Origin of the sequence: Dermacoccus sp. 147Ba (assembly GCF_004151355.1) — a bacterium.
Lineage (GTDB): Bacteria > Actinomycetota > Actinomycetes > Actinomycetales > Dermatophilaceae > Dermacoccus > Dermacoccus abyssi.
The window spans coordinates 189985-216975 of the sequence record NZ_SEHL01000005.1; the positions used below are offsets into that span (position 1 = coordinate 189985).

Annotated in this window: 25 protein-coding genes and 1 riboswitch; of the genes, 15 read left to right on the forward strand and 10 right to left on the reverse strand. The window is 68.6% G+C overall.

All coding sequences use genetic code 11. The features are described 5' to 3' along the window. The first annotated feature begins 12 nt into the window (after nt 1-12). Genes EVU97_RS08515 through EVU97_RS08525 form a run of 3 tightly spaced genes read left to right on the forward strand, consistent with a single transcriptional unit; the run spans nt 13 to nt 2613 of the window. Nucleotides 13-612 (forward strand): TetR/AcrR family transcriptional regulator, encoded by a 600-nt coding sequence (locus EVU97_RS08515; RefSeq protein WP_129665055.1) that lies wholly within the window; start codon nt 13-15, stop codon nt 610-612. Between the two features lie 55 nt (nt 613-667). Beyond that, the gene (locus EVU97_RS08520; RefSeq protein WP_129665057.1) at nt 668-1447 is read left to right on the forward strand and encodes a TIGR03084 family metal-binding protein; all 780 of its coding nucleotides are present in this window, start codon (nt 668-670) and stop codon (nt 1445-1447) included. After that, the gene (locus EVU97_RS08525; RefSeq protein WP_129665059.1) at nt 1444-2613 is read left to right on the forward strand and encodes an acyl-CoA dehydrogenase family protein; all 1170 of its coding nucleotides are present in this window, start codon (nt 1444-1446) and stop codon (nt 2611-2613) included. Before EVU97_RS08520 ends, EVU97_RS08525 begins: the two co-directional genes overlap by 4 nt. Nucleotides 2614-2651: 38 nt before the next feature. On the opposite strand, the gene EVU97_RS08530 is transcribed toward EVU97_RS08525, so the two are convergent. Further along, nucleotides 2652-3419 carry an inositol monophosphatase gene (locus tag EVU97_RS08530; protein ID WP_129665061.1) on the reverse strand — a complete coding sequence of 256 codons (768 nt, stop codon included), beginning with the start codon at nt 3417-3419 and terminating at the stop codon, nt 2652-2654. 165 nt (nt 3420-3584) lie between these two features. After that, nucleotides 3585-4265 (reverse strand): DedA family protein, encoded by a 681-nt coding sequence (locus tag EVU97_RS08535; RefSeq protein WP_047312407.1) that lies wholly within the window; start codon nt 4263-4265, stop codon nt 3585-3587. Nucleotides 4266-4333: 68 nt separating this feature from the next. Here EVU97_RS08535 and EVU97_RS08540 point away from each other — a divergent pair, with 68 nt between their 5' ends. Further along, nucleotides 4334-5074 carry a TrmH family RNA methyltransferase gene (locus EVU97_RS08540; protein ID WP_129665063.1) on the forward strand — a complete coding sequence of 247 codons (741 nt, stop codon included), beginning with the start codon at nt 4334-4336 and terminating at the stop codon, nt 5072-5074. Between the two features lie 109 nt (nt 5075-5183). Then, the gene (fbaA, locus tag EVU97_RS08545) at nt 5184-6275 is read left to right on the forward strand and encodes a class II fructose-bisphosphate aldolase (protein ID WP_255417461.1); all 1092 of its coding nucleotides are present in this window, start codon (nt 5184-5186) and stop codon (nt 6273-6275) included. 79 nt (nt 6276-6354) lie between these two features. On the opposite strand, the gene EVU97_RS08550 is transcribed toward fbaA, so the two are convergent. The 5 genes from EVU97_RS08550 to EVU97_RS08570 all read right to left on the reverse strand — a co-directional run bounded on the left by EVU97_RS08550 (nt 6355) and on the right by EVU97_RS08570 (nt 11728). Beyond that, nucleotides 6355-7173, reverse strand: a complete 819-nt coding sequence (locus EVU97_RS08550) for an energy-coupling factor ABC transporter ATP-binding protein (protein ID WP_129665067.1) — start codon at nt 7171-7173, stop codon at nt 6355-6357. Next, nucleotides 7170-7949, reverse strand: coding sequence for a cobalt ECF transporter T component CbiQ (cbiQ, locus tag EVU97_RS08555; protein ID WP_165357919.1), 780 nt, complete (start codon nt 7947-7949; stop codon nt 7170-7172). Before cbiQ ends, EVU97_RS08550 begins: the two co-directional genes overlap by 4 nt. 2 nt (nt 7950-7951) lie before the next feature. Continuing rightward, nucleotides 7952-8320, reverse strand: a complete 369-nt coding sequence (locus EVU97_RS08560; RefSeq protein ID WP_129665071.1) for an energy-coupling factor ABC transporter substrate-binding protein — start codon at nt 8318-8320, stop codon at nt 7952-7954. Beyond that, a complete protein-coding gene (locus tag EVU97_RS08565) occupies nt 8317-9063 on the reverse strand; it encodes an energy-coupling factor ABC transporter permease (RefSeq protein ID WP_082128877.1) in 747 nt (248 codons plus the stop codon). Before EVU97_RS08565 ends, EVU97_RS08560 begins: the two co-directional genes overlap by 4 nt. Nucleotides 9064-9111: 48 nt before the next feature. Continuing rightward, nucleotides 9112-9178, reverse strand: a riboswitch (cobalamin riboswitch). A gap of 66 nt (nt 9179-9244) precedes the next feature. After that, a complete protein-coding gene (locus tag EVU97_RS08570; RefSeq protein WP_129665073.1) occupies nt 9245-11728 on the reverse strand; it encodes a phosphoketolase in 2484 nt (827 codons plus the stop codon). 159 nt (nt 11729-11887) lie between these two features. Between EVU97_RS08570 and EVU97_RS08575 the strand changes: the two genes are divergently transcribed. The 7 genes from EVU97_RS08575 to lysS all read left to right on the forward strand — a co-directional run bounded on the left by EVU97_RS08575 (nt 11888) and on the right by lysS (nt 18947). Further along, nucleotides 11888-12289: a DUF3151 domain-containing protein gene (locus EVU97_RS08575; RefSeq protein ID WP_129665075.1), complete on the forward strand. Its 402-nt coding sequence runs from the start codon at nt 11888-11890 to the stop codon at nt 12287-12289. 245 nt (nt 12290-12534) lie between these two features. Then, nucleotides 12535-13515 carry a response regulator transcription factor gene (locus EVU97_RS08580; RefSeq protein WP_129665077.1) on the forward strand — a complete coding sequence of 327 codons (981 nt, stop codon included), beginning with the start codon at nt 12535-12537 and terminating at the stop codon, nt 13513-13515. Between the two features lie 154 nt (nt 13516-13669). Next, a complete protein-coding gene (locus tag EVU97_RS08585; protein WP_129665079.1) occupies nt 13670-14953 on the forward strand; it encodes an adenylosuccinate synthase in 1284 nt (427 codons plus the stop codon). 505 nt (nt 14954-15458) lie between these two features. Beyond that, nucleotides 15459-15641: a hypothetical protein gene (locus tag EVU97_RS08590; RefSeq protein ID WP_129665081.1), complete on the forward strand. Its 183-nt coding sequence runs from the start codon at nt 15459-15461 to the stop codon at nt 15639-15641. Between the two features lie 140 nt (nt 15642-15781). Next, nucleotides 15782-16450, forward strand: coding sequence for a TetR/AcrR family transcriptional regulator (locus EVU97_RS08595; RefSeq protein ID WP_129665083.1), 669 nt, complete (start codon nt 15782-15784; stop codon nt 16448-16450). A gap of 9 nt (nt 16451-16459) precedes the next feature. Continuing rightward, complete coding sequence (locus EVU97_RS08600; protein ID WP_118914173.1) at nt 16460-16969, forward strand: DUF402 domain-containing protein; 510 nt, start codon at nt 16460-16462, stop codon at nt 16967-16969. A 184-nt stretch (nt 16970-17153) separates the two neighbouring features. Continuing rightward, nucleotides 17154-18947, forward strand: a complete 1794-nt coding sequence (gene lysS, locus EVU97_RS08605; RefSeq protein ID WP_129665170.1) for a lysine--tRNA ligase — start codon at nt 17154-17156, stop codon at nt 18945-18947. A 58-nt stretch (nt 18948-19005) separates the two neighbouring features. Here the strand turns inward: lysS and EVU97_RS08610 are convergent, their stop codons facing one another. Next, nucleotides 19006-20421 (reverse strand): polysaccharide deacetylase family protein, encoded by a 1416-nt coding sequence (locus tag EVU97_RS08610; protein ID WP_129665085.1) that lies wholly within the window; start codon nt 20419-20421, stop codon nt 19006-19008. A gap of 156 nt (nt 20422-20577) precedes the next feature. On the opposite strand from EVU97_RS08610, the gene EVU97_RS08615 reads away from it, so the two are divergent. From EVU97_RS08615 to EVU97_RS08625, 3 genes are all read left to right on the forward strand, one after another. Then, nucleotides 20578-21570, forward strand: coding sequence for a thermonuclease family protein (locus EVU97_RS08615; protein WP_240730171.1), 993 nt, complete (start codon nt 20578-20580; stop codon nt 21568-21570). A gap of 103 nt (nt 21571-21673) precedes the next feature. Further along, the gene (locus tag EVU97_RS08620) at nt 21674-23158 is read left to right on the forward strand and encodes a S8 family serine peptidase (RefSeq protein WP_240730172.1); all 1485 of its coding nucleotides are present in this window, start codon (nt 21674-21676) and stop codon (nt 23156-23158) included. A gap of 107 nt (nt 23159-23265) precedes the next feature. Next, the gene (locus EVU97_RS08625; RefSeq protein ID WP_165357920.1) at nt 23266-24078 is read left to right on the forward strand and encodes an acyl-CoA thioesterase II; all 813 of its coding nucleotides are present in this window, start codon (nt 23266-23268) and stop codon (nt 24076-24078) included. 247 nt (nt 24079-24325) lie between these two features. On the opposite strand, the gene EVU97_RS08630 is transcribed toward EVU97_RS08625, so the two are convergent. Together EVU97_RS08630 and EVU97_RS08635 are read right to left on the reverse strand one after the other, a co-directional pair. Further along, entirely contained in the window at nt 24326-24658 is a 333-nt protein-coding gene (locus EVU97_RS08630) for a chorismate mutase (protein WP_047312604.1), read from the reverse strand. Between the two features lie 46 nt (nt 24659-24704). Next, nucleotides 24705-26969, reverse strand: coding sequence for an AAA family ATPase (locus tag EVU97_RS08635; protein ID WP_129665089.1), 2265 nt, complete (start codon nt 26967-26969; stop codon nt 24705-24707). Nucleotides 26970-26991: the final 22 nt, after the last annotated feature.

A 26991-nucleotide genomic window follows, 5' to 3' on the forward strand; every position in this document is an offset into this window, starting at 1 on the left:
ATTCGAGGCCTCATGACTACAGAACCCAAGCAGGAGCGCAGCCGCCGCACGCGGCAGAGCATTCTCGACGCCGCGGTGGTCTCCCTGGCGAACCGGGGCTGGAACGAGACGACGGTCGGTCTCGTCGCGGCGGACGCGGGCACGAGCCGCGGCGCGCTGCAGCACCACTTCCCCACGCGTGAGGACCTGACGCTGGCCGCGCTGCACTACATGTTCGAGCAGCGCTCCCGACTCCTGCGGGAGTTTCGTACCCCCGAGGGTGTCGAGGGAGCCGAGAAGGTGGGCGCCGTCGTCGATCAGCTCGCCGAGCTGTTCACGGGCATCACTTTCCGTGCCGCGCTTCCGGTGTGGACGGCCGCAGCGGTCGACGATGACCTGCGTGATCGCGTTCTCGAGCTCGAGCGACGCTTCGGTCAGGACGTGCACGAGCGGACCATCGAAATGCTCGGCGCGGATGGGAGCGACCCGGCGGTGCGCCGGCTGGTCGAAGTAACTCTCGACCTCCTGCGCGGCCTGGGGCTGGCCAACATTCTTTCCGACGACTCGAAGCGTCGTTCGCGCGTGATCGAGACCTGGCTGCCGCATCTCACAGAGGGGCTCGACCTCCCCTGAAATAAAACAAGCAAAGATGCTTGTTTGGTGTCGGTTCTGGTGACAACATCGGCACATGAGTGAACTTCGCGACGTCACAGCAGCCTTCCTCACCCAGTGTGATGCGCTCGATGACGCCGTCGCGGCACGTGACGACACCGACTGGCGCCGCGCGACGCCTGCAGCCGGTTGGGACGTTGCCGACCAGGTTGCCCACCTCGCGTGGACGGACGAGGTCGCCCTGCTGGCATGCGCCGACCCGACCCGGTTCCAGGAGTTGGTCGCCCAGGCGATGACGACACCCGACATCGTCGACCTCGAAGCACACCGGTGGGCGAGCAGGCCGCGCGCAGAACTCCTGGCGACATGGCGCGAGGGGCGGCGACGTCTCGTCGAGGCGTTGGAATCCCGCCCGGGCGACGCCGGTCGCATCCCGTGGTTCGGCCCGCCGATGTCGGCGCGGTCGATGGCCACCGCCCGGCTCATGGAGACCTGGGCGCACGCCCAGGACGTCTACGACGCACTCGGCCTCGCCCGTCCGACGAACGAGGGGCTCGGCGACATCGCTCACCTCGGGGTGCGAACGCGCGATTTCGCGTACGGGATCAACGATGTCCCACCGCCCACCGAGGAGTTTCGCATCGAACTGGCCGACGGCGAAGGGGCGCTTTCGACGTGGGGGCCGCCGGACGCCGCCGGCCGGGTGGAGGGTGATCTCGAGGAGTTCGTCCTGCTCGTCACCCAGCGTCGCTCGGCCGACGACCTGAACCTTCGCTTCGAGGGCGAGGCCCGCACCTGGGCCACGATCGCGCAAGCTTTCGCGGGCCGTCCCGGGCGTCGCGGCGCATCGTCATGAGCCTCGATCCGTGGACGACGCCAGAGCTCACGGCACTGCGCGAGAGCGTCACCCGATTCACGCGTGACGCCGTTCTGCCGCATCAGAACGAGCGGGAGGAGGCGGGTCTCCTGCCCCGTTCATTGTCGCAGGCAGCGGGACGGCAGGGCCTGATCGGCACCGGTTTTCCCGAGTCGGCCGGCGGACAGGGCGGTGGGCAGCGCGAGAGCCTCACGCTCACCGAGGCGTTCCACGAGGCCGGCGGTGCCGCGGGTACGTACGCGTCGCTGTTCACCGCAGGGATTGCCTGCCCCCACATCGTCGCCGCGGGTGATGCGGGCCAGATCGCCCGCTGGGTGGCGCCGACGCTGGCGGGCGAACTCGTCGGGTCCCTCGCCATCACCGAACCCAGCGGCGGTTCGGATGTCGGCAACCTGCGCACCACGGCGCGCAGGGACGGCGACGCCTACGTCGTCAACGGCTCCAAGACCTTCATCACGTCGGCCTGCCGTGCCGACTTCGTCACGACGGCGGTGCGCACCGGCGGAGTCGACCTGCCCGGCGCTCGCGGCATCTCCTTGCTCGTCATCGAGAAGGGCGCGCCCGGCTTCGCGGTCAATGGTCCACTCAAGAAGCTGGGGTGGCGATCGTCGGACACGGGGGAGTTGTCGTTCACCGACGTCCGCGTGCCCGCCGAAAACCTCGTGGGTCCGGAGAACGCGGGATTCGCGCTCATCGGTTCGGCCTTCGTGTCCGAGCGGGTGGCACTCGCAGCGCAGGGGTACTCGCAAGCGCAGCGCTGCCTCGATCTTGCGGTGGCGTGGGCGCGTGAGCGCCGGACGTTCGGCGAACCGCTCATCGCGCGTCAGAGCGTGCAGGACCTTCTGGCCCGCATGGCAGGGCGAATCGACGTCGCCCGCGTCTACACCAGACACGTCGTCGACCGGTACGAGGAGGGCGAGAGCGTCGAATCCCTGATTCCTGCAGTGTGTTTCGCGAAGAACACGGCCACGGAGACCGCCGAGTGGGTGGCGTCCAAGGCCCTGCAGCTCTTCGGTGGCACGGGTTACATGGCCGAGTCGGAGGTCGAGCGTCAGTACCGCGACGTGCGCATCCTCGGCATCGGCGGGGGCACGGTGGAGATCCTCAACCAGATGGCGGCGCGACGCCTCGGGTTCACGAGCTGAAGGTCGTCAGCCTCGATGTGCGATCGCCAGAGGTGAGGTCACAGGTGTGAGCGCAGGCGCTCGTGCAGCTGCGGGTCGGCGGCGACGAGCAGCGGAGTCGGAGTGCGCTCGAAGCGCGGGTCGTAGTCGGTGCCGTCGGCGTAGGCGGAAACACCACCCGATTCGCGGATGAACAGCGCGCCGGGTGCGTGGTCCCAGGGCTTCGTCGTGACGTAGAGGATGTAGTCGGCGCCGCCGGAGGCGATCTGCGGGTAGTCGACGGCGCAGCACACCCAGGAGAGCTTGAGCGGCGGCAGGCCGTCGAGCGACTCACCGACGCGGGTGGGGCGCGACGTGACGCCCTGGGCAACCTCGCCGACGGTGCGCGGGGCGATGCGCTCACCGTTGCGGAACGCGCCCGCGCCCTTCTCGGCCACGTAGGCGACGCCGTGCTGCGGCTGCCACATCCAGCTGCGGACGACGTCGCCGCCGCGCATCTCGGCCACCATGACGCCGTGGTCGGGGGAGCCGTGGACGAAGTTCTTCGTGCCGTCGACCGGGTCGACGGTGAACCAGTGATCGGCGTGCTCGGTTCGGTCGAGGATGCTCGGGTCGGCGGCGACCGCTTCCTCGCCGACGATGAGTGCGTCCGGGTAGGCGTCCAGAAGGCGGGCGGTGATGGCGACCTCGGCCTCGCGGTCGGCGACCGTCACGAGGTCGCCGGGGTTCTTCTCCATGACCTCGTGTCGGGCGAGAGATTCGAATCGGGGGTTGATGAACTCGTCGGCGGCTTCTTGCAGCATGGTCAGGACGGCCTGGGTATCCACACGTCCGATCCTAGTGGCCCCGGTGGGCCCGCGATGTCGCCGTCGTGAGCGTGCAACACGGAACGACGGCCTCTCCCGAACCGTGTCGTATCGCGCGAGAAAACCTCAGGCCCCCGAGAACCTTCTCGGGGGCCTGAGGTCGAGCCGCACAATGCGGCGAGGAAGTCAGTTCGTCGGGTCGTGGTCGATGATGTCGCCGGCTTCCTTGACGAGAGCCTTGGTGCGACGGCGGTGGGCGAACCACTCGTAGGCCATCGGCAGCACGCTCACGAGGACGATGGCCATGATGGCGATGTCGATGTTCTTGCCGAGGCCGGGGAAGGCCTTGCCGAGGAAATACCCGGCGAACGTGATGGAGAAGACCCACAGCACGGCGCCCACGGCCGACCACGTGAAGAAGCGCTTGCGCTCCATGTGGCTGGCGCCGGCAACGACGGTGATGAACGTGCGCACGATGGGCACGAATCGGCCGATGACGAGGGCCTTGTTGCCGTGCTTGTCGAAGAACGCGTTGGTCTGTTCGAAGTATTTCTTCTTGAGGATCTTGCCGTCGCGTTCGTACAGCGGTGTGCCGAGCAGGCGTCCGAGTTCGTAGCCGACGACGTTGCCGAGGAACGCTGCGATGCACAGCGCGGGCAGCGAGACGTAGAGCGGGATGTCGAAGCCGCTCGTCGCCGACGTCGCGGTGAACATGCCGATGGCGAAGAGCAGGGAGTCGCCGGGAAGGAGCGGGAAGAACAGTCCGCACTCGACGAAGACGATGGCGAGGGAGACCCAGAAGAACGCTCCGCCGAAGTGGCTGAGGAGGTAGTTCGGGTCCATGAAGTCGGGGCCGAGGGCATGCATCACGTTGTCGAGCGTACCGGGGTGGCCGGTGTGGGGCCTGTGAGCAACGCCGCGGCGGTGAGGGGCAAATGAGAGGTTCGCGCGGGCCGCCGGGGCGGCCACTACCCTTGACGCTCGTGGGTGAAGCGATCGAGGAACGTCCGGATCACGTCGTCGGGGTCGGACCGTGGCAGGGGCCGTGGCCGCTCGATGACGACGGTGAACTCGACGCTCGCTTCGACCCGAAACTCCTGCGTGACGGCGACCGCCGCAACGTCGAGGACCGGTTCCGATACTGGCGCCACGACGCCATTGTCAGGCACCTCGACGAGTCGCGGCACGACTTCCACGTGGCGGTGGAGAACTGGGAGCACGACTTCAACATCGGCTCCGTCATCCGCACGGCCAACGCGTTCAACGCCAAGGCGTTCCACATCGTCGGCCGGCGCCGGTGGAACCGCCGGGGCGCGATGGTGACCGACCGGTACCAGCACGAGATGCACCACACGTCGGTCGACGACCTGCTCACGTGGGTGGCGACCGCGGGCCCGGCTGACGCCGCGGGTAACGCGACGCGCATGCCCGTCTACGCCATCGACAACGTCGCGGGCAGCGTGCCCCTCGAGACGTTCGACCTGCCGCGACACTGCGTCCTGCTGTTCGGTCAGGAGGGCCCTGGCGTCAGCGCGGAAGCGCTCGAGAAGGCCGACGCCGTTCTCGACATCGCGCAGTTCGGCTCGACGCGCTCGATCAACGCCGGCGCCGCGGCCGCCGTCACGATGCACGCCTGGATCCGTCGGCACGTGTTCGGCCAGCGCATCGGCGAATGACCCCGCAGTGTCAGTGTCCGAAAGCTGAGCATCGCTGCTCACTCCTCGGCCCGTCCGGCGCCGTAACGCCCACGTCCGTGTGGTGCGTGAAAGGATGAATCGGACGGCCGTGCCAGCACCCGGTACGGCCCGCGAACCGCAGATCGACAAGGGAGTGGACATGCCCATCGCAACCCCCGAGGTTTACCGCGAGATGCTCGACCGTGCGAAGCGTGAGGGCTTCGCGTACCCGGCCATCAACGTTTCGTCGTCGCAGACGCTGAACGCCGCCATCCGTGGTTTCGCCGAGGCCGGTTCGGACGGCATCATCCAGGTTTCCACCGGTGGCGCCGAGTACTTCTCGGGCCCCACGGTGAAGAACATGGTCACCGGCGCCCTCGCGATGTCGGCCTTCGCCCACGAGGTGGCGAAGAACCACGACGTCAACATCGCCCTGCACACCGACCACTGCCCGAAGGACAAGCTCGACAGCTTCGTCCGCCCGCTCGTCGACGCCTCGATCGAGCGCGTCAAGGACGGCGGTCAGCCGTACTTCCAGTCGCACATGTGGGACGGTTCGGCCGTTCCGCTCGAGGAGAACCTCGAGATCGCCAAGGAGCTGCTCGACAAGTGCCAGCAGGCGAACATCATCCTCGAGATCGAGGTCGGTGTCGTCGGCGGTGAAGAGGACGGCGTCGACAACGAGATCAACGACCAGCTGTACTCCACGCCCGAGGACGCCATCGCCACGGCCGAGGCTCTCGGCGCCGGTACCGACGTGTACTACATGACGGCCCTCACCTTCGGAAACGTGCACGGCGTCTACAAGCCGGGCAACGTCCAGCTGCGCCCGTCCGTGCTCAAGGACGCGCAGGACGCCGTCAAGGCCAAGTTCTCCGAGGCCGAGGACAAGCCGTTCCACCTCGTCTTCCACGGTGGCTCGGGCTCGTCGGAGGAGGAGATCAAGGAGGCCGTGTCGTACGGCGTCGTCAAGATGAACGTCGACACCGACACGCAGTACGCCTTCACCCGCCCGATCGCCGGCTGGATGCTCGGCAACTACGAGGGCGTCCTCAAGATCGACGGCGAGGTCGGCAACAAGAAGCAGTACGACCCGCGCGCCTGGGGCAAGGCTGCCGAGGAGGGCATGGCCAAGCGCGTCGTCGAGGCGTGTGAGCACCTCGGCTCCGCCGGCAAGAGCCAGGGCGCCAAGAAGGCCTGACGCCTCACCCGAGTCGTTCGACGCGAGCGGCCCGTCCACGAACAATCGTGGGCCGGCCGCTCGTTTCGTTGTGCGGCGTTCAGCGGTGGAGGGCTGCCGCCAGAACGTCAGCGCGGGAACGCGGGCGGTCGGCTGCCGAGACGGGGAGGCCTGCGGCGTCGAGCAGGTCCGCCTGCCACGGTCGATCGAGCTGCGCGTGACGCAGGAGGTCGGCGTCGCCCAGGAGGGCGCCGGCGTCGTCACTGACAGCACGCCCGGCGTCGAGCAGCGTGACGGTGTCGGCCCACTCCCACACGAGCGCCATGTCGTGGGTCGACAGGACGACGGTCGTGCCCGCGCCTTCGAGCCGCTCGAGACACGCGAGGAGAGCCGCGCATCCGGCGGGGTCGAGGCCGGCCGTCGGCTCGTCGAGCAGGAGGAAGCGCGGCTGCATCGCCACGGCGCCGGCGAGGGCGACGCGTTTGCGCTGGCCGTACGAGAGGTGATGCACGGGGCGGGTGAGCAGCTCGGTGATGCCCAACAGTTCAGCGGTCTCTGCCACCCGCGCACGGACGGCGTCGGGGTCGAGTCCGAGGTTGGTGGGGCCGTAGGAGATCTCGGCGTGGACATCGGCGGAGAAGAGCTGATCGTCCGGATCCTGTAGGACGAGCTGCACGGCGCGGCGGTGGGTGGTGAGTGCTGTGCGCTTGAAGTTCAGGGGCGTCTCGTCGACGAGGACCTCGCCGGCGGTGGGCCGCAGGCTGCCGCTCAAGGTCCGCAGGAGCGTCGTCTTGCCCGCACCGTTGGCGCCGATGAGCGCGAGGCGACGGCCCGCCTCGACCTCCACGTCGGCGTCGCGCAGCACCCACGCGTCGCGGCCGTACCGGACGCTGACCCCGTGCAGGGCGAGCGCACTCATCGGGTCATCACCGCGACGACGCCCAGCGCCATGACCACGCAAGCGCTGAGGCCGACGAACGGCACCGAGACGTTCTGCGCCCGGGGCGTGACGACGAGCGCGCCGTCGAAGCCGCGCCCTTCGAGCCCTTCGCCGAGACGCTGAGCCCGCACCCAGGCCGTTCGGAGCGTGGCGGACAGCAACGACGCGACGCTGGCCCGGGCGATGCGCGCCGATGCGTACCCAAGGCGGGCCTCCTGCGTAGCCCGGACGTTGCCTGCCACGTCGAGGAGGACGAAGAGCATCCGGTAGACGAGGCCCGCGATCTCCACCATCGTCGCGGGCACCTTGGCGCGACGGGCCGCCGTCAGGAGGTCGGTCATTGGGGTGGTGAGGGCGAGCAGCATGAGGGCCGAGGCCGCCGCGAGTGAGCGGCCGACCGTCTCGACGGAACGCTCGATCGACGCCGGCGCCGACCAGAACGGGCCGAACGACCACACGGCGTCAGGAGCGGGGTGGCCGATCGACACCGCCGCCACGAGTGCGCCGATCACGATGAACGTCACCGGCAGCGTGAGCACGCGCGAGGCGAGCCTCGGTTCGACGCGGGCGCCGACGAGGATCGCGACCAGGCAGACCACGACGAGGGCGGCGTGGAGCCAGGGCGCCCGCGTCACCATCGCGACGACGAGCAGCCCGAAACTGAGCACCGACTTCTCGAGAACGGAGCGATCGCGCCACCTGTTGCTCCAGGCGGCGCGATCGACGGCCGGGCCGGGGCCCGTCCTGGCTCCCACGGTCAGCTGCTGTGGGTTGTCGACTCGGGGGTGCGTGCGGCGTTCTGCGGGGAGTCGTCGGCGTTCGGCGCCGTTTCCGTCGAACGCTTACGGCGCTCGCGGAACGTGCCGAGCACGAAGCCGAGAATGCCGGCGCCGATCGCTGCCTGCAGCGCGAAGAGGCCGGATTCGACCTCGCCGCCGGGCTGCTCCCAGATCGGCGAGAACCACGGCTCGTAGTCCTTGTTCGAGGCCTCGATCTGCTCGGAGGCAGCGGCGTCCGTTCCGCCGAACTCACCGCCGGAGTGGGTGCCCATGAGCAGGGCGATAGCGAACACGACGGCCGCCAGGGCGAGAAGTGCGACGTTCTTCCACACGGTCGAGCGCTTCATCGGGCACCTCCGGCGGGCGTGTTGAGGGTGTCGTCGGTCGTGGCGGGAGTGTCGGATTCGCCAGGCTCGTCGTCGAAGACATCGCGGCGGCCCTTGCCGAAGCCGAGGCCCTGCAGCTGCGGGCCCGCCCACGAACGCAGGGCGTTCATGAGGAGCACGCCGATGAGGCCCTCAACGATGGCGAGCGGAATCTGAGTGAGCGCGAACAGGCCGAGGAAGCGCGACCATGCGCCGAAGAAGCCGCTCTGGGCGTCGGGGAACGCGATGGCCAGCTGCGTGGCGGTGACGACGTACGTGGCCAGGTCGGCCAGGGCGACGGCGAAGAAGACGGCCACCGAGAACGGCGCCCGGCCCAGGAGACGGTAGGTGCCGTAGGCGACCCACGGCCCGACGATCGCCATGGAGAACACGTTGGCGCCCAACGTCGTCAGGCCGCCGTGCGCGAGCAGCAACGCCTGGAAGATGAGCACGATCGTGCCCAACGCGGCCATGACGGGTGGCTTGAAGATGACGGCGCCTTCACCCGTGCCCGTCGGGTGCGACGAACTGCCCGTGACCGACGGCAGCTTGATGGCCGACAGCACGAACGAGTAGGCGCCGACGCCGGCGAGCAGGAGTTTGGAATCAGGGTGTTCACGCGTGATCTGCGTGATGCGGCGGACGCCGTGAACGACGAACGGCGCGGAGACGGCCGTCCAAGCGGCCGCGTGGAGGGGTGGCAAGAAGCCCTCGGCAATATGCATGGCAATGCACCTTCCCGGGATGACGCGTCCCGACAATGCTTCGCCCTCGAGTTCCTGACTCGCGGAAAACCCGCTCACAGTGGCGCGACCGTCCCGGATTCTCACCGGGTTCCTCGATCTTGAGGCGACGACGGGAGCCTAGCAGCGCCCGCCGTCGCCGTGGGGCGCAAGCACCCGACGATCAGCCGTTGTCGCCACCGGTATCCTGCTGGGGACCGCCGCGCTCGGTGGCGGTGTCGCCGGCGTCCGACCACACCCACTTCGCCACGACCGGGATGTCCTCGCCGTTCTCGTACGCATACGCGCGTGCCTCCAGGCGGGCGTCCTGCATCTCCTGGCGCAGACCGGCCGTACGGGCTCCGAGCCCCTCGACGCGATCCAGCACGTCCATGACGAGGTGGTACCGGTCGAGGTTGTTGCGCATCACCATGTCGAACGGCGTCGTGGTGGTGCCCTCCTCGATGAAGCCGCGCACTTGCAGGTTCGCGTGGCCGGTGCGTCGGTAGGTCAGACGATGGATGAGCCAGGGGTAACCGTGGTAGGCGAAGACCACCGGCTTGTCGGTGGTGAAGATCGCATCGAACTCGCGCTGCGAGAGGCCGTGCGGGTGCTCCTCGGACGACTGCAGACGCATGAGGTCGACGACGTTGACCACCCGAACCTTCAACTGCGGCAGCCGGTCCTTTAGGATGCCGGCGGCCGCCAGCACCTCGACCGTCGGGATGTCACCCGCGCAGGCGAGGACGACGTCGGGTTCCCCGCCCTCATCCTCGGTTCCGGCCCATTCCCAGATGCCGAGGCCACGCGCGCAGTGGCGCACCGCCTCGTCCATCGACAACCACACCGGGTTCGGTTGCTTGCCCGCGACAACGACGTTGACGTACTGCGACGTGCGCAGGACGTGGTCGAACGTCGACAACAGCGTGTTCGCGTCCGGCGGCAGGTAGACGCGCACGACCTCGGCCTTCTTGTTCACGACGTGGTCGATGAACCCCGGATCCTGATGGCTGAAACCGTTGTGATCCTGACGCCACACGTGGGAGCTCAAGAGGTAGTTGAGCGAGCTGATGGGGCGCCGCCACGGGATCTCGTTCGTCACCTTGAGCCACTTGGCGTGCTGATTGACCATCGAGTCGACGATGTGGATGAAGGCCTCGTAGGAGGACATCACACCGTGACGACCGGTCAGCAGATAACCCTCGAGCCAGCCTTGGCACTGGTGCTCCGAGAGCATCTCCATGACCTTGCCGACACGCGCCATGGGGTCGCCCGAATCGTTCGGCTCGTAGTCACCGAGCCACTGCTTGGGGGACGTCTCGTAGACGCCCTGCAGACGATTAGAAGCCGTCTCGTCCGGGCCGAAGAGTCGGAAGTTGTTCGGGTTCGCAGCCATGACCTCGGCCAACCACTCGCCCAGGACGCGTGTGCCCTCCGATGTCACCGAGCCACGCTCGTCGTCGCCGCTGCGCTCCACGGCGTGATCGCGGAAATCGGGCAGGTCTAGGTCGACGCGCAGCTCACCGCCGTTGGCGTACGGGGTTGCGCCCATGCGCAGTTCGTCCGCGGGTGCGAGACCACGAATGTCCTCGGCCACGCAGCCGGATTCGTCGAACAGGTCGTCGGGCCCGTAACTCGAGAGCCACTTCTCGAGATCGTGCAGGTGCTCGTCGGTGTCGCGGGCGCTCGACAGCGGCACCTGATGGCTGCGCCAGTGCCCCTCGGTGATCTTGCCGTCGATCGTCTTCGGGCCGGTCCATCCCTTCGGCGTGCGGAAGACGATCATGGGCCAGCGCGGACGTTCGGCCTTCTCCGCGCCGACCTCGTGCGCCTCGCGCTTGATGCGGGCGATCTCGTCGAGCACCTCGTCGAGAAGCTGCGCGAAGCGCCGGTGCACCGAGGTGTGGTCCTCGTCGTCGAAGCCTGCGGTGAAGACGAACGGGGTGTGGCCGTATCCGCGCATGAGCGCGTCGAGTTCGGCGTCGTCGATGCGCGCGAGCACCGTGGGGTTCGCGATCTTGTAGCCGTTGAGGTGCAGCACCGGCAGGACGACGCCGTCCGTGACCGGGTTGAGGAACTTGTTCGAGTGCCACGAGGTGGCGAGCGGGCCGGTTTCGGCCTCACCGTCGCCGATGACGGTGAACGCGAGAAGGTCGGGGTTGTCGAACACCGCGCCGTAGGCGTGGCTGAGTGCGTAACCGAGTTCACCGCCCTCGTGGATCGAACCGGGGGTCTCCGGGGCGGCGTGGGAGGGGATGCCCCCGGGGAAACTGAACTGCTTGAACAGCCTCTGCAGGCCCGCCTCGTCGAGCCCCACACGCGGGTAGATCTGCGAGTAGGTGCCCTCGAGGTAGGTGTTCGCCACCATGCCGGGGCCACCGTGGCCGGGGCCGGTGACGTACAGCGTCGGCTGCGAGCGCTCGGCGATGACGCGGTTGAGGTGGGCGTAGAGGAAGTTCAGGCCGGGCGTCGTGCCCCAGTGGCCGAGCAGGCGTGGCTTGACGTGCTCCGCCTGCAGCGGCTCACGCAGCAGGGGGTTGTCCAGGAGGTAGATCTGACCGACCGAAAGGTAGTTCGCGGCGCGCCACCACCGGTCGATGGATTCCAGTGTTCGCTCGGCGATCTCGCCCGGCCCACTGCGCCATTCGTGTGTGCTGTCGCTGCTCATACCTCGAGTATGGCGGCGATCACTGACAACGGCACCACCCTGTGGGGGACGTTCCGCTCGGGGCCACACGGCATTCATGACAATGCCCGGGCGGGAAGTCCCCGCAACCGCACCCGACGGTGCAGCAGCGTTGTCGGAACCCGATGCTTGAATGGCCTCATGGACAATCTTCTGGGCATCCCCGAGACCAAGCTCGACGTCGACCCGGCTGCCGCCAAGCTCGACGCCGGGGTCCACCCGCGTGACGTGGCCCGCATGTACCCGGCCAGCTCGCTCGTGTGGGCCCAGCTCGCCGAGGACGCGCTCGACGACGGCGAGGCCGTCGAGGGGTACGCCTACGCCCGCACCGGCTACCACCGCGGGCTCGACTCGCTGCGCAAGGCCGGCTGGCGCGGCCAGGGCCCGGTGCCGTGGGAGCACGAGCCGAACCGCGGCTTCCTGCGTGCACTCGGCGCGCTGAGCAAGGCCGCCGGCGCCATCGGCGAAACCGACGAACAGCGTCGCTGCGCCGACTTCCTGCGCGACTCCTCGGCCACGGGCGCTCGCGAGCTCGGCCTCTGACCAGCTGATCGAGCCCCGGCGCGACTCGCGTTGGTGCTGTCCCGATTCGTCGTCACGTGAGGGAACCGATCGTCACCCGCCTGCGTCAGAGGTGTGCGATGGCGCGTTCAGGGAGCGTTCGTCTCTGGGGGACGAGCGAACGAGGGAACAGCGTGCGCATCGTCTGCCACCGTCCGCGGTGGCGGGGACGAGGGGGACATGGCCGGGAGGGGTCATGTCCCCCTCGTCTGTCCTAATGTGGACGCGTGAACCGCCTCGCCGTCCTCGGCCTCGACGACCTTGCCGAACAGCTCTACCGCCAGGTGCTGCGCGATCAGGCGCGTCCCGCGTCCGTGTATGCCGCGCGCCTCAACCGGTCCACCGCCGAGATCGACGACGCCACAGAGGCGCTGCGCGCCATGCGGCTCGTCCGGATCAACGAGGAAGGGCTCGTCCAGGCCGACCACCCGCGCGCCGGCCTCGAGCGCATCCTCTCGGCCGAGGAGGCGCGCCTCGCGGAACGCCGCCGAGACCTCGCCCGGCTGCGTGACGCCATCGACGGATTCGCCGGCGACCACCGTGCCGGGCAGGAGCACTCGTTGTCCGACGAGCCCGCCCGCGAGTACATCGACGCCTCCGGCCTCGCCGATGTCATGGAGCACTTGGCCGCCTCGACGTCCGGCCCCATCCGCATGACGCACACCGACGCCGTCGCCTTCACGCCCGACGAACAGCCCGTCCTGTGCCGCCTCGTCGAGGAGGGGCGCGGGCTCTACGGACTGCACGAGTTCGACGCCGCGAGCAGCCGCACCCTCGAGGTGGCCCAGTGGGCAGCCATGGGGGAGAGTCAGCGCCTCGCCAACCACATCCCGAACGAATTCGTCTGTTACGGCACCGATCTCGTCCTCGCCAACACCGAGTGGGGCGGTGACGAGGGCCGATACGCCGTGCTGCGGGATCCCGTCGTCGTGCGGGCCTTCGTCGAACTGTTCGACCGCCTCTGGGCAGCCTCGTCCACCGTCGACGACGGCGTCGACACGACATCGGAGCGTCTCGTCGAGCTCATGCAGGCCGGCCTCAAGGACGAGGCCATCGCCCGCGTGCTCGGCGTCAGCCTGCGCACCGTCCGCCGTCGGATCGCCGCGCTCATGGACGAGTGCGACGTCGAGACACGCTTCCAACTGGCGGTCGAACTGACCGAGCGCGGAATCGTCGGCTCAGGTCAGCGAAGAAGCTCCGGAGCCTGAACGTCCCCATGCCGCAGTGAGCGTCATCACGGCCCCGACGAGGCGAGCGGGTACCCTTGGGCGGTAAGAGTCGACGCCCCGCGCGGGTGTGCCGCACGGCACGCGCCGCGCCCGAGGGCGTCGGCCCAGCAGCAACCAAAGGCAGTTGATCCGCATGCCGGCAATCGTGCTCGTCGGTGCCCAGTGGGGCGACGAAGGCAAGGGCAAGGCCACCGACCTCCTCGGAAGTCGCATCGACTACGTCGTGAAGTTCAACGGCGGTAACAACGCCGGCCACACCGTCGTCGTGGGCGGCGAGAAGTACGCCCTGCACCTGTTGCCCTCGGGCATCCTGACGCCGGGCGTCACGCCCGTCATCGCCAACGGCGTTGTCGTCGACCTCGGCGTCCTCTTCGAGGAGCTCGACGCTCTCGGGGCCCGCGGCGTCGACACGTCCAAGCTCGTCGTGTCCTCCAACGCGCACCTCATCCCGCGTTACAACAAGGTCATCGACCAGGTGTCCGAGCGTTTCCTCGGCCAGCGCAAGATCGGCACCACCGGCCGCGGCATCGGCCCCACGTACGCCGACAAGATGAACCGCATCGGCATCCGCGTGCAGGACATCTTCGACGAGTCGATCCTGCGCCAGAAGGTCGAAGCGGCGCTCGAACTGAAGAACCAGCTGCTCGTCAAGACGTACAACCGCCGCGCCATCGAGGTCGACGAGGTCGTCGAGGACCTGCTGCAGTACGCCGAGCGCCTGCGCCCCATGGTGGCCGACACGTCCTTGCTCCTCGGCAAGGCTCTCGACGCCGACGAGGTCGTCCTCTGCGAGGCCGGCCAGGCCACGCTGCTCGACGTCGACCACGGCACCTACCCGTACGTGACGTCGTCCAACGCCATCTCCGCGGGCGCCTGCACCGGCGCCGGCATCCCGCCCACGCGCATCGACCGCGTCATCGCCATCCTCAAGGCGTTCACCACGCGCGTCGGCGAGGGCCCGTTCCCGACCGAATTGCACGACGAGGTCGGTGACACCCTCCGCGAGATCGGCCACGAGTTCGGCACGACGACCGGCCGCCCGCGCCGCGTCGGCTGGCTCGACGTCGTCATCGGCCGCTACGCCGCACGCGTCAACGGCGTCACCGACTTCGTCGTGACGAAGCTCGACAACCTCGACACCTTCGACGAGATCCCCGTCTGCGTCGCCTACGAGGTCGACGGCAAGCGCTTCGACGAGATGCCCGAGAACCAGACCGACTTCCACCACGCGAAGCCCGTCTACGAAATGCTGCCCGGTTGGAAGCAGGACATCACCGGCTGCCGCACCTTCGAGGACCTGCCGGAAAACGCGCAGAAGTACATCCTCTTCGTCGAGGAGCAGATCGGCGCACGCATCTCCGCCATCGGCGTCGGCCCCGGCCGCGACGAGATCATTCAGCGCCACGAGCTGGTCTGAGCCTTCCCTCGCCCCGTCTTCCGGCGAAGGCCCCCGAACTGCGAGCGAGCTCGCAATTCGGGGGCCTTCGCTCGGTGCGACAGGGCTTCGGGCCGTGAGGTCGTGCGCGGGGCTCGCACCGGCTTCGCAAGCTCAGCCGCTGCTTCGCGCCGCGCTCGACCTCACGGCGTCCGCTTCCAGCGTGGTGCCATTCTGGGGTTTCGGCTTTCGTTGCTGCTCGGACGTGACCTCGTCCGCGTCTTCGGGACATGGCCTGCGTCGCGTCGGGTCGGGTCGGTCCGAATTGGGATGTTTTCTTCCCTTCTTGTGTCCAAGACGTCTGCTTGCGCGCAAGAAGGGAAGGTCTCTTCCCTCGTGGTGTGCAAGGCGCTTGCTTGCGCACACGTGGGGAAGATTTCTGTGCTTGTGGTGGGCGGGGCATCCGGTCGCGCAAAAGAAGGGACGATTTCGGGTCCGTGATCAGTGAGCGCGACGGCGCCGGGCGGCCAGGCGGCGCACTCCGACGATGGTGAGTCCGAGCATCAACCCCGCGCCAGGCAGCGGGCGCACCGACCTCGAGCGCCGCAAACCACGCCGTCGGCGTATATTTCCTGAGACCGACGGCGAGTCCGACCACTGCGCCGATTGCGCCGAGTCCTCCGCTCAGGATCGCCACGAGTCGAGCGTCGTGCCGCGAGAAGCCGGGTGAGGGGGGCGTCGGACGCGTCGTACCCGAGGTGACGTGCTGTGACATGGCGTTCCGCCCTTCTCCGCAAATTTGAGCGGTTGCTCAATTGCTGATGTAGGGCTCATTGAGCGACTCCTCAAGGGTTTCGGGGGAGGAGTTCCATGGCGAGGGAAGCAGCCGCACTCACCCAGCGCCGTCTCCGTGCGGCCGTCGTCACGATCGTCGGACGGCGCGGACTCGCGTCCGTCACGGCGCGATCCGTGGCGGCCGAGGCAGGCGTCAACCAGGCGCTGATCTTCTACCACTTCGGCACCCTGGGCGACCTCGTCGCGGCCGCCTACCGCGAGTCCGTCGACGAGGCGCTTGAGCGGTACCGCGAGGCCCTCGCCTCGGCCCACGGGCTCGGCGAGGTCCTCGACGCCGTGAAGGCCGAACTCGGCACCGACCGCGCTGACGGCGGTGCGGCGCTCATGGCTCAGCTCCTCGCCGCTGCGGGGCAGGACGAGGCGCTGGCGAAGCTGGCGCGGGAGTTGCTCGGCGAGTGGCGCACGGTCGTCGGCGAGGCGCTCGAGCGAGCGATGGTCGACAGTCCCGTCGAGGGGCTCGTCTCGCCCGCGAGCGTCGTCGAGGCAGCCCTGTCGGGCATGCTCGGCACAGTGCTCGTCGACGGCGCCGAACCGGGCGCGCTGTCGGGCTCCTTCGCCACACTGCGCGAACTCGACCGAACCCTCGCGCGGTTCTCCCGGCTGCCCTCACCCGTTCGTCGTGCCGTCCGGTCCGGCATCGCGCCGAAGTTCGCATCGGACGCCCCGAACCACCCCTCTCGGTAGGCTGACGACGTGGCGCGCGAGAAAACACGACTTCAATTCGGCAAGTACAACGGCGACGAGCACTGGGGCAGCGAACTGGAGATCCTCGGCCAGGACGCCAACGGCCTGTGGCTCGGCGGGCGCAAGGGCACCGAGGTGAGCAAGCCCGGCACGAGCCAGAAGGTGCCGTGCAACCACGTCGTGCTCATTCCTGACGAGCAGTGGTGGGTCGCCACGTTCAACGCCGAACCCGCCGGGCGCAGCCGCACGATCGAGGTCTACGTCGACATCACGACGCCGACCACCGTCAACCAGGGCGAAGCCTTCACGCTCGACCTCGACCTCGACGTCATCAAGCGGACGACGGGCGTCGTCGAGATCGACGACGAGGACGAGTTCGAGGCGCACACGCGCGACTTCGCCTACCCGGCACGGCTCGTCACGGCTGCTCGCGAAGCGGCCGACGCCGTCCGCTCGATGATCGAGAACGGTGAAGCGCCCTTCGACGGCTCCCACCGAGCCTGGCTCGCCAAGATCTGAGCCGAGTACGCCCGCTCGACGCCCTCGGCGCTGGGCAGACTTCCCTGCGGTTGGGTAGTCGCTGCCTCGGCCCGACCGCAGCAAACTCCGCCCAACGGCATGAGGTGACCCCTCCGTCGCCAAACGCGCCGAAACCCGGTCGAGCCGCCGCGCCGCCGCCCTCTAAACTGGCCGGGTGACTACTGTGCTGCCGCCCGACGCCGACTGGGTTTCCCGACTTGCCGACGAGACGATCGCCGAGGCCGAACGCCGCGGCACGAAGGTCGTCGTCGCCTCCGGCATCAGCCCCTCTGGCCCGGTGCACCTCGGCAACCTGCGCGAGGTCATGACCCCGCACCTCGTCGTCGACGAGATCCGCCGCCGCGGCGTCGAGTGCGAGCACATCATCAGCTGGGACGACTTCGACCGCTACCGCAAGGTGCCCAACGTCCCGAACGTCGACGACTCCTGGCAGCAGTACATCGGCATGCCGCTCACGCGCGTGCCTGCGCCGAAGGGTTCCAGCGCGTCGAGCTGGGCCGAGCACTTCCGCACCGAGTTCGAGGCCGGCCTCGACGCCCTCGGTGTCGTCTACCGCGGCATCAGCCAGACCGAGCAGTACACGTCCGGGGCCTACACCGACGAGATCCTCTTCGCGATGAGCAAGCGCGACGAGCTCGACGCCATCCTCGCCCGCTACCGCACGCTTCCCAAGGACGACGCCGCTGCGAAGCCCGTCAAGGGTGGCAAGAAGGCGCCCGTCCTGTCGGAGGAGGAGCAGGCCGCGGCGGCCGAGGCAGAAGAGGGCTCCGGCGCGGCCGGTGAGGACGACGGCGGCAGCTCGAGCGGCTACTACCCGTACAAGCCCTACTGCTCGAAGTGCGGCACCGACTTCACCACCGTCACCGCCTACGACGACGAGACCACCGACCTCACCTACACGTGCCGCTGCGGCCACGAGGAGACGGTCGTTCTGCGCGAGCACCACAACGGCAAGCTCGTGTGGAAGATCGACTGGCCGATGCGCTGGAAGTACGAGGGCATCGTCTTCGAGCCCTCCGGCGTCGACCACCAGAGCCCCGGCAGTTCATTCGTCGTCGGCAAGGACGTGGCACCCATCTTCGGGTGGGAGCGTCCCCTCGGCCCGATGTACGCCTTCGTGGGCATCAAGGGCATGGCGAAGATGAGCTCGTCCAAGGGTGGCGTGCCGATTCCCACCGACGCCCTGACAATCATGGAGCCCGCGCTGCTGCGCTGGCTGTACGCGCGCAAGAAGCCCAACCAGAGCTTCACCGTCGCGTTCGACTCCGACGTGCAGCGCATGTACGACGAGTGGGACGCGCTCGTGGCCAAGGTGGGCTCCGAGAAGGGCCAGCCCGGTGACGTGGCTGCGCTCGTGCGCGCCTCGACGACGGCCGAGGGCGAGCTGCCCTCCACGCCGCACCCGGTGGCCTACCGCACCCTCGCGAGCATCAACGACATCACGACGGGCGATGAGGAGCAGACGCTTCGCATCGTCGGCAACCTCGACCCGGCGAACGCGCCCTCGAGCCTCGACGTCCTGCGTCCGCGCCTGAGCTGCGTGGAGCGCTGGGTCGAGCGGTACATGCCCGACGACGAGCGCACTGTCGTGCGCGAGACGAAGGACGAGGCGGGCATCGCCGCGGCCACCGACTCGCAGCGCGAGCAGCTCCGCATCCTGCTCGACGGCAAGGACGTCGACGGCGCCGAGGGCCTCGGCCGCATCGAGGACGCGTGGACGCTCGACGGACTCACCACCCAGGTCTACGGAGTACCGAAGGTTCAGGCGGGCAAGGACGCGAACTTCCGCCCCGACCGCAAGGCCGACCCCGAGACGGCCGCCGAGCTCGGTGCGAGCCAGAGGGAGTTCTTCAAGCTGCTCTACAACCTGCTCATCGGCAAGGACACGGGCCCGCGCCTTCCCACGCTCCTGCTGGCCGTCGGCCCGCAGCGTCTGCGCGAACTCGTCACGCCCTGATCGAGCCGTGACGAAGCCCGCTCACCTCACGAGGTGAGCGGGCTTCGTCATGTCGTGCCTACTTCGTCGGCGCGCTCGAGTAAACGCCGTCCTTCGTCATCGACGGGATCAGCTCGTCGATCGTGACGAGGGTGTAACCCTGCTTCTGCAGCTCGTCGACGATGCCGGGCACGGCCTTCGCCGTCGACGGGTGAATGTCGTGCATGAGGACGATGGCGCCCGGGTGCGCGCCGTCGACGACACGCTTGGTCGTCGTGTCGGCGTTGCGGTTCTTCCAGTCCTCGGTGTCGATGTCCCACAGGACGAAGGGCGCGCCGGCGTGCGGCGTCGCCTCGGTGTAGGCGCCGTAGGGCGGGCGAACGGCGACCGGGTCACTGCCCGTGATCTTCTTGAGAACGTCGGCGGTGCGGGTGATCTCGCTCGTCACCTGGGCGTCGGTGAGGGTGGTGAACTGCGGGTGCGACCAACTGTGGTTGCCGACTCCCATGCCGAGCTTCACCATGCGCCGCACGGTGGCGGGCGCGGCCTGGACGGCCGGGCCGAGGGTGAAGAAGGTGGCGCGCGCTTTCTTCTTCTCGAGGGTGTCGAGGATCGAGTTCGTGTCCGGGCCCGGGCCGTCGTCGAAGGTCAGCGCGATGCACTTGGCCTTGGTGCAGTCGGTCTTCTTGCCGGCGTTCTCCGGCTTGGTGGTGGACGTCGACGGCGCCGGTGACGTACTCGACGCCGGGCTCTTCATCGCGGCCTCGCGCACGCGGCGCCCGTCGTCGGAGAGGTAGCGCTCCGGGTTCTTCACCGTGGCGTAGTGCTGCCCGGCCGACATGGGCCCGATCGTTCCCTCGGCGACGGCGGCGACGAGGGTGCCGTCGGGGGTGAAGCTGACGTCGGTGAAGACTTCCTCGGGTGTGGCACCTTCGAACGGCTCGCCGCCGCCGTTGACCTGCACGGCCTGACGTTCGAGTTCCTTGACGAGGGCGGCGCGTTGCGAGTCGTCGATGAGCTGGAGCGAGGTAAAGGAGGAGTCACCGTCGCCGTACAGCGTCGTCGAGGTGGCCGCAGAATCGGCTGCCGTGACGGTGTGTCGGAGCCGGATGCCGTACAGCCCCGAGGCGTTGACTACGGGCTCCCACACGACCGTCATGCCGGAACGCGGCCCCGAGTACGTGCCGACGTAATCGCGACGCCAGCTCTGGATCTGGCGCTCGAGCGCTTCGGAGAGCTTCTCCGATCCCGGGAGCGTGGGCCACTGTGCCGAGTAGCGGGGGGCGTTCCACGAGCTCTCGGCACGAACGTCGGAAGCGTCGAGTTCGAGCTTCACCGGCGACACCTTGGGCGCCGACGAGGAGACGCTGACGCTCGGCTTCGCCGAGGCGCCCTTCGAGCCCGACGACGAGCCGGACGGGTCGTCCGTCGTGCACCCCGCAACAGCAGTGGCAACCACGAGGGCGAGGGCAGCGAAGCGACGAGACGTTCTCACGGCGCAATCATTCCACCGTCACCTCGGTGGCGGCTGGACGGGAAGGGAGTGTCGCCCGAGACCGGCCACGCCCGATCGGGCACCCTGCGGACCGAGGGGTTCGTTTCTCCTGCAAACGGCCCGACGTTGTCGGTGGCGTCTCCTAGAGTTCGGGGCGTGCTTCGTTCTCACTCCCGCATTGCCACCTGCTCGTTGTTTCTCTCGGCGGCCGTGCTGGGCGTGACGGGGTGTGGCTCGCTCGACTCTTCGCCATCACCGTCGGATGCCTCGACCACGAGCAGCACTGAGGCACCCACCGACGAGACGTCGCCGCCGACCGATGCTCCGTCGTCCACACCGACCGCGTCGGATGACGCCCACGAGTCCGGCAACTCCAGCGACGCGTCGAGCGACCCGAGCAGCACGTCATCGGCCGAAGGGGCGGACGGCGACCGTCGCGGCATCGGTGCGGGCACAGGCGCGGGGCCGCTGTACGACGTCGTCGGCATCTCGGACGGGGACACCATCAAGGTGCGCATCAGCGGGGTGAAGGAGAGCATCCGCATCATCGGGCTCGACACCCCGGAGACGCGTAAGCCGAACGCGCCGGTCCAGTGCTTCGGCAAGGAGGCGAGCAGCAACATGCAGTCGCTCGTGCAGAGCAAGCAGGTTCAGCTCGAGGCCGATCCGAGCCAGGGGGAGCGCGATCGGTACGGGCGCCTGCTGCGCCACGTCTTCGTCGACGGTTCGACCAACGTCGCGCTCGCGCAGATCGAGGGCGGGTTCGGCAAGGAGTACACCTACGACGGGCATTACGCGCACCGGCTCGAATACCTGGCGGCGATGAACCGGGCGAAGACGGCGAAGCGCGGCACGTGGGGGCCGCCGTGCAACGGGTTCCACGAGGGGCTCGCCACCACGGCGCCTGCGCAGCCGGCCCCTACCGCCTCCGCGCCTGCGGTGAAACCCTCGGCCGCCCCCTCAGCCTCGACGAGTGAGCCGGGCGTCTGCTCGATCAAGGGCAACATCAACTCCGACGGTGAGAAGATCGCTCATCGCCCGGGCGACTCGGCGTACGAGCGCACCAAGATCTCGACGGGCAAGGGCGAGCGCTGGTTCTGTTCCGAAAGCGAAGCTCTCGCGGCGGGGTGGCGCATGGCCCGCGCCTGAGCGCTTCCTGAAAATTTCCTGGCGAGTAACTGAACCAATTCCCTTGTGGTGTGGCACAGTTCACAGCGGCCGCAACCGGGCGGCCCGAATCAGGAGGATCTTCGTGAACCACACCTTCATGCGTAAGGCCGTCGCCACGTGCGCGGCTACCGGAGCCGCGGCAAGCTTCGCGGTGTTGTCGGCACCGGCTCAGGCTGCGCCGCCCGTGCCCTCCGAACCCCTCCCTTCGCCGACGTCCTTCGTCGTGCTTCAGGCGGGAAAGGGCACCGACAAGGCAACCGCTGCAGTGAAGGCGGCGGGCGGCACTGTCGTTCAGGAATGGCCGCAGATCGGCGTCGTCATCGCTCAGGCCTCCGACGGCGCCTTCGACGACAAGGCGCGCAAACGTCCGGGCGTCGTCGCAGCTGGTCCAACGCGCGCCATGAGCGCCCTCGCGGGAGCGGGCAACGTTGTCCCTGACGGCGAAGTGACGGGACTGGGCCCCGGAACCTCCGGTGGCGACGACACGAAGGAAGCCCTCAACGCGGACCAGTGGGACATGCGTCAGATCGGCGCCGACAAGGCCCACCGCAAGACCGACGGCAACCGGGCGATCACCGTGGGCGTCCTCGACAGCGGAATCGAAGCCGATCACAGCGATCTCGCGGCCAACGTCGACCCCTCTCAATCCGTGAGTTGCAACGACCGAGGGGTACCGAACACCAACCCGAAGGCCTGGCAGCCCACGACATCCGACCACGGAACACACGTCGCCGGCACCATCGCGGGTGCCCGCAACGGCACGGGTATCGTCGGCGTCGCGCCGAACGTCAAGCTGGCAGCGGTCAAGGTCGTCGACGACGACGGGTACATCTACCCCGAGTACGCGATCTGCGGCTTCGTCTGGGCGGCTGACAAGGGCATGGAGGTGACGAACAACTCGTACTTCATCGACCCGTACTTCCTGTGGTGCAAGGCAGACCCCGAGCAGCGACCCGTCATCGAGGCCGTGAATCGCGCACTCAAGTACAGCGAGAAGAAGGATGTCGTCAACGTCGCCGCAGCAGGCAATTCGGGCTGGGATCTGTCGAAACCCATCACCGACACCGGCAGCCCGAACAACTCCGATGACCCGCAGCCGCGTGAAACGGACCACCGCTGCTACGACATCCCCGCCGAGGCCGGCAACACCGTTGCGGTGTCCTCGGTCGGCCCCACGGCTGTGAAGTCCTACTTCTCCAACTACGGTCGCGGTGTCGTCGACGTGGCCGCACCGGGTGGTGACAGCCGCGTTCCCGCTGACACTCCGAGCAAGAACGGGCGCATCCTGTCCACCGTTGTCGGCGGTGGCTGGGGCTACAAGCAGGGCACCTCCATGGCTTCGCCGCATGCGGCGGGCGTCGTGGCGCTGCTGCGCGGCACGCAAACAGGCCTCAACGCCAAGCAGACGATCTCCACCCTGAAGCGCCAGGCGAACCCTCTTGCGTGCCCCGAGTTCTACGACCAGGACCGTGACGGCGTGAACGACGCGACGTGCGAGGGCAAGAAGCAGGGCAGTGGTTACTACGGCGCTGGGCTCGTCGACGCCTTGAAGGCTGTCGGCGGCTGACGTTCCTCCTGTTCGTTCGCATCGGCCCGTCCTCGCGCAGTGTGGGGGCGGGCCGAGCGATGAACGGCGGGTGTTCGGCGTCAACGGCGGCCACTAGCATCGCGTTCATGCGCGATCACCCCCTCGACGTCCTCTTCACAGCGGCCCGCGACGGTGAGAGCGTCGTCGTTCCGCCCGGTTGGGGACAGGGCCGCGCCACGTTCGGTGGCGTCGTCGCGGGCGCGATGCTCAGCCGCGTTCTCGCCGCGGTGGACCTGCCGGAGCAGGACGTACGGGCCATGACGATCAACTTTGTCGGCCCCGTCGAAGCCGGTGACGCACGCGTCACGGCCGAGGTGCTGCGTCAGGGCAAGTCCGCGACGCAGGTGGAGGCCCGCGTGACGCAGGCCGACGCCTCGGGCGTCGAGTCGGTGCGGGCCGTCGCGCTCGTGACGATCGGTGCGGCGCGCCCGTCGTCGCTCTCCTTCGCGGCGTCACCGCTCGGCAAGGGCCTTCCCGAGCACGACTCGCTCACGCCGATTCCTTACGTCGAAGGCATGACGCCCGAGTTCATCGCGCGCCTCGACATGCGCCTCGCGAAGGGCCGTGGGCCGTTCAGCGGCGGCGAGGACGGCGACATGCACGGCTACATGAGCTTCCGCGAGCCCACGGACGACTTCGGGCTCGCGCACCTCGTGGCACTCGTCGACTGCTGGCCGCCCGCAGCAGGACAGATGCTGACCAAGGTCGTCCCGATGTCGACGATGACGTGGACGATGGACTTCGTCGCGCCCGTCACCGGAACCGGCGCCGACCGCTGGTGGTACGAAGTGACCACCGATGCTGCGCACGACGGTTACGGCCACACGGCCGCCCGGGTGTACACGGCGAGCGGTGAGCCCGTCGTCATCAGCCGCCAGACGGTGGCCGTCTTCGGCTGAGTTCAGGCACTTTGCGCGCCCTTGTCGCGTGGCTGACTCGCAGGATCCTCGCTTCGCTGCGGTCCTACGATCCATGTGCGCTCGGCGGCATGGTGTTTTTGGCGCGCCTTTGTCGCGTGGCGGTCTCGCAGGATCCTCGCTTCGCTGCGGTCCTACGATCCATGTGCGCTCGGCGGCACGGTGTTTTTGGCGCGCCTTTGTCGCGTGGCTGACTCGCAGGATCCTCGCTTCGCTGCGGTCCTACGAGTCAGCCACGCTCGGCGGCGCGCACGTGGTGGTGGATGACCTCGTCGATCACGAAGCGCAGGAACTTCTCCGAGAACTCCGGGTCGAGGCCCGACTCGGTCGCCAGCGCGCGCAGCCGCGCAACCTGACGTTCCTCGCGCGACGGGTCTGCCGGCGGCAGCTCGTGCGTCGCCTTGTACTCACCCACGGCCTGCGTGATGCGGAAGCGCTCGGCGAGCATGTGGATGATCGCCGCGTCGATGTTGTCGATGCTGCGCCGGTAAGCGCCCAGCACCTCGTCCGACGTGCCGGCCACGGAACTGTGTGGCGAACGCCCACCGTCGCTCGGCGGCATGGCAGGCTCGGGGGTGGTCGTCATGGCAGGGCCCTTCGCATCGGGGTCAGCGGACGTCGAGCACCGTCATGCGATGCGCGGCACGAGTCAGCACAACATAGAGAACCCGGGCGCTGCCAGGCGATTCCGCGGTGATCTCATCGGGGTCGACAACGAGCGTCGCGTCGTACTCCAGGCCCTTCGTCGACATCGGGTCGATGACGACGACGCGTCCCGAACGTCCGTCGAGTTCCTCGAGAACCTCACGCCACTTCGCAGGAGCGATGACGGCGACACTGCCGTCGACCTGCTCGAGCAGCGTGGCGACCTCCGAGCGGGCCTGGGCGAGAACGTCGTTCGGGGACACCGTGACCGACGTCGGGTGATTGCCGGTCTCGCGAACGGCCTGCGGGATGTCGGCGTCCGGCACGTAGCGGCGGATGAGCTCGGCGGCGAAGTCGAAGATCTCGCGCGCGTTGCGGTAGTTCGTTGTCATGTGGAAGCTCTGACGCTTCTTCGAGCCGAACGCTTCGTCGCGCGCCGCAGTGGCCTCTTCGAGGTCCGGCCACGACGCCTGCGCGAGGTCGCCCACAACGGTCCACGACGCGTAGCGCCCGCGGCGGCCGACGGCCCGCCACTGCATGGGGGAGAGGTCCTGCGCCTCGTCGACGAGCACGTGGCTGTACTCGTCCGCGCGCGTCAGGCGTCCGGCGAGCAGGCGCTCACGGGCATCCTTCGGCGTCACCTCGTAGCCGACGTCGTGGCTCTGGCGGCGCGAACCGGTCACCTCGACCTCGGTTACGCCGTAGTCCGAGAGGCTCTCGAACTCCTCGATCTCGTAGAAGCCGCGTTCCTCACGCTGGGCCTCCGGCACCTCGGCGAGGCGCGCGAGCAGGTCGTCGACGAGGGCGACGTCGGCCACGGACCACTCACCGGTGGCGAGGGCGGCCTCGAACGAGCGGACGAGCTCGGCCTGTTCGGCGTCGGTGAGGACGCCGCGGGCGAAGCGCGCCAGGCGGCCCGCGTCGGTGAGCCACAGGAGCACCTGACGCGGGTCGATCGGGCGCCACCAGTCGGCGACGAACGCCTCGACGTCACGGCTGTCCTCGAACCGATCGATGAACTCGGTTCGCTCCATTTTCGTGTGCGTGCGCACCTGATTCCATGCGGCAGAAGCGAGTTCGCTGACAACATCGCTAGGGTCGCCCGCGAGCTTGTTGTGCTGGTGGTGAGAGAGCAGGCGGCCGCGGATGCGACGCAACGTCGGCTCGTCGAGGTTGACGGCGAGGCCCGCGACCATCGCGCGCAGGCTCCCCGGCGCGTCGGGTGCCACGTCCTTCGCCGCGCGCGAGAGCACCGTGCGGATGCTGAGCGTGCCCTTGATGCGGGCGGCCTCCGGGGTGTCGAGGCGCGTTGCCGTCATGCCGCCCACGACGTCGCCGAGGGCTCGGAGAGCGACGGAGTCCTCACCGAGTGAGGGCAGCACGCGCTCGATGTAGGCGGTGTACGCGGACGACGGGCCGACGACGAGGATGCCGCCCGACTCGAAGCGGCGGCGATCGGAGTAGAGCAGGTACGCCGCGCGGTGCAGCGCGACGACGGTCTTGCCCGTACCCGGGCCTCCCGTGATGAGGGTGACGCCGCGCGCGTCGGCCCGGATGGCCTCGTCCTGGTGACGCTGGATCGTGGCGACGATGTCGCGCATCTGCGCGCCGCGCGAACGGGTGAGCGCCGCCATGAGCGCGCCGTCGCCGACGACCGTCATGCCCTCGGGCGCCTCGACGACCATGAGGTCGTCCTCGACGCCGAGCACGTTCGCGTCGCGGCAGCGCAGCACGCGGCGGCGCACGACGTTTTCGGGGGCCACCGGTGTCGCGCGGTAGAAGGGCGACGCCGCGGGGGCGCGCCAGTCGATGACGAGGGGCTCGTACTCGTCGTCACGCACGCCGAGGCGGCCGATGTAGCGCACCTCGAGGTCGTCGCCGGAGCCGGTGGAGACCGAGCCGGAACCGTCGGAGCTCATCGCGTGGTCCATGTCGAGGCGTCCGAAGACGAGTCCCTCGAACTGTTGCTCGAGAGTGGCGCGGCGCTTGCCCGCGGAGAACATGAGGGCGTCGCGTTCGAACAGGCCGGCCTTCTCCTCGTCGCGCATGTCGCCGGAGCGGCTCGCGCGCCCGCGCGCGAGGCCTTCGCTCTCGACGAGCTGGACGCGCTCGCCGGCCTTCGCCAGTTCGGAGTACACGCGATCGACGTGCGCCTGCTCGTGCGCGATCTCGTGCTTCACCTCGTCGGGCAGTTCTTCGTGCGAACGTGTGCCCTGAGCTGTGCTCACGCAGTGTTTCCCATCGCCGTGC

What these genes read in the sequence shown, in the direction of transcription:
- EVU97_RS08515 (WP_129665055.1), top strand. Translation starts at nt 13, where the DNA reads ATGACTACAGAACCCAAGCAGGAGCGCAGCCGCCGCACGCGGCAGAGC.
- EVU97_RS08520 (WP_129665057.1), top strand. Translation starts at nt 668, where the DNA reads ATGAGTGAACTTCGCGACGTCACAGCAGCCTTCCTCACCCAGTGTGAT.
- EVU97_RS08525 (WP_129665059.1), top strand. Translation starts at nt 1,444, where the DNA reads ATGAGCCTCGATCCGTGGACGACGCCAGAGCTCACGGCACTGCGCGAG.
- EVU97_RS08535 (WP_047312407.1), bottom strand. Translation starts at nt 4,265, where the DNA reads ATGCATGCCCTCGGCCCCGACTTCATGGACCCGAACTACCTCCTCAGC.
- EVU97_RS08540 (WP_129665063.1), top strand. Translation starts at nt 4,334, where the DNA reads ATGAGAGGTTCGCGCGGGCCGCCGGGGCGGCCACTACCCTTGACGCTC.
- EVU97_RS08550 (WP_129665067.1), bottom strand. Translation starts at nt 7,173, where the DNA reads ATGAGTGCGCTCGCCCTGCACGGGGTCAGCGTCCGGTACGGCCGCGAC.
- EVU97_RS08560 (WP_129665071.1), bottom strand. Translation starts at nt 8,320, where the DNA reads ATGAAGCGCTCGACCGTGTGGAAGAACGTCGCACTTCTCGCCCTGGCG.
- EVU97_RS08565 (WP_082128877.1), bottom strand. Translation starts at nt 9,063, where the DNA reads ATGCATATTGCCGAGGGCTTCTTGCCACCCCTCCACGCGGCCGCTTGG.
- EVU97_RS08570 (WP_129665073.1), bottom strand. Translation starts at nt 11,728, where the DNA reads ATGAGCAGCGACAGCACACACGAATGGCGCAGTGGGCCGGGCGAGATC.
- EVU97_RS08575 (WP_129665075.1), top strand. Translation starts at nt 11,888, where the DNA reads ATGGACAATCTTCTGGGCATCCCCGAGACCAAGCTCGACGTCGACCCG.
- EVU97_RS08585 (WP_129665079.1), top strand. Translation starts at nt 13,670, where the DNA reads ATGCCGGCAATCGTGCTCGTCGGTGCCCAGTGGGGCGACGAAGGCAAG.
- EVU97_RS08590 (WP_129665081.1), top strand. Translation starts at nt 15,459, where the DNA reads ATGGTGAGTCCGAGCATCAACCCCGCGCCAGGCAGCGGGCGCACCGAC.
- EVU97_RS08595 (WP_129665083.1), top strand. Translation starts at nt 15,782, where the DNA reads ATGGCGAGGGAAGCAGCCGCACTCACCCAGCGCCGTCTCCGTGCGGCC.
- EVU97_RS08625 (WP_165357920.1), top strand. Translation starts at nt 23,266, where the DNA reads ATGCGCGATCACCCCCTCGACGTCCTCTTCACAGCGGCCCGCGACGGT.
- EVU97_RS08630 (WP_047312604.1), bottom strand. Translation starts at nt 24,658, where the DNA reads ATGCCGCCGAGCGACGGTGGGCGTTCGCCACACAGTTCCGTGGCCGGC.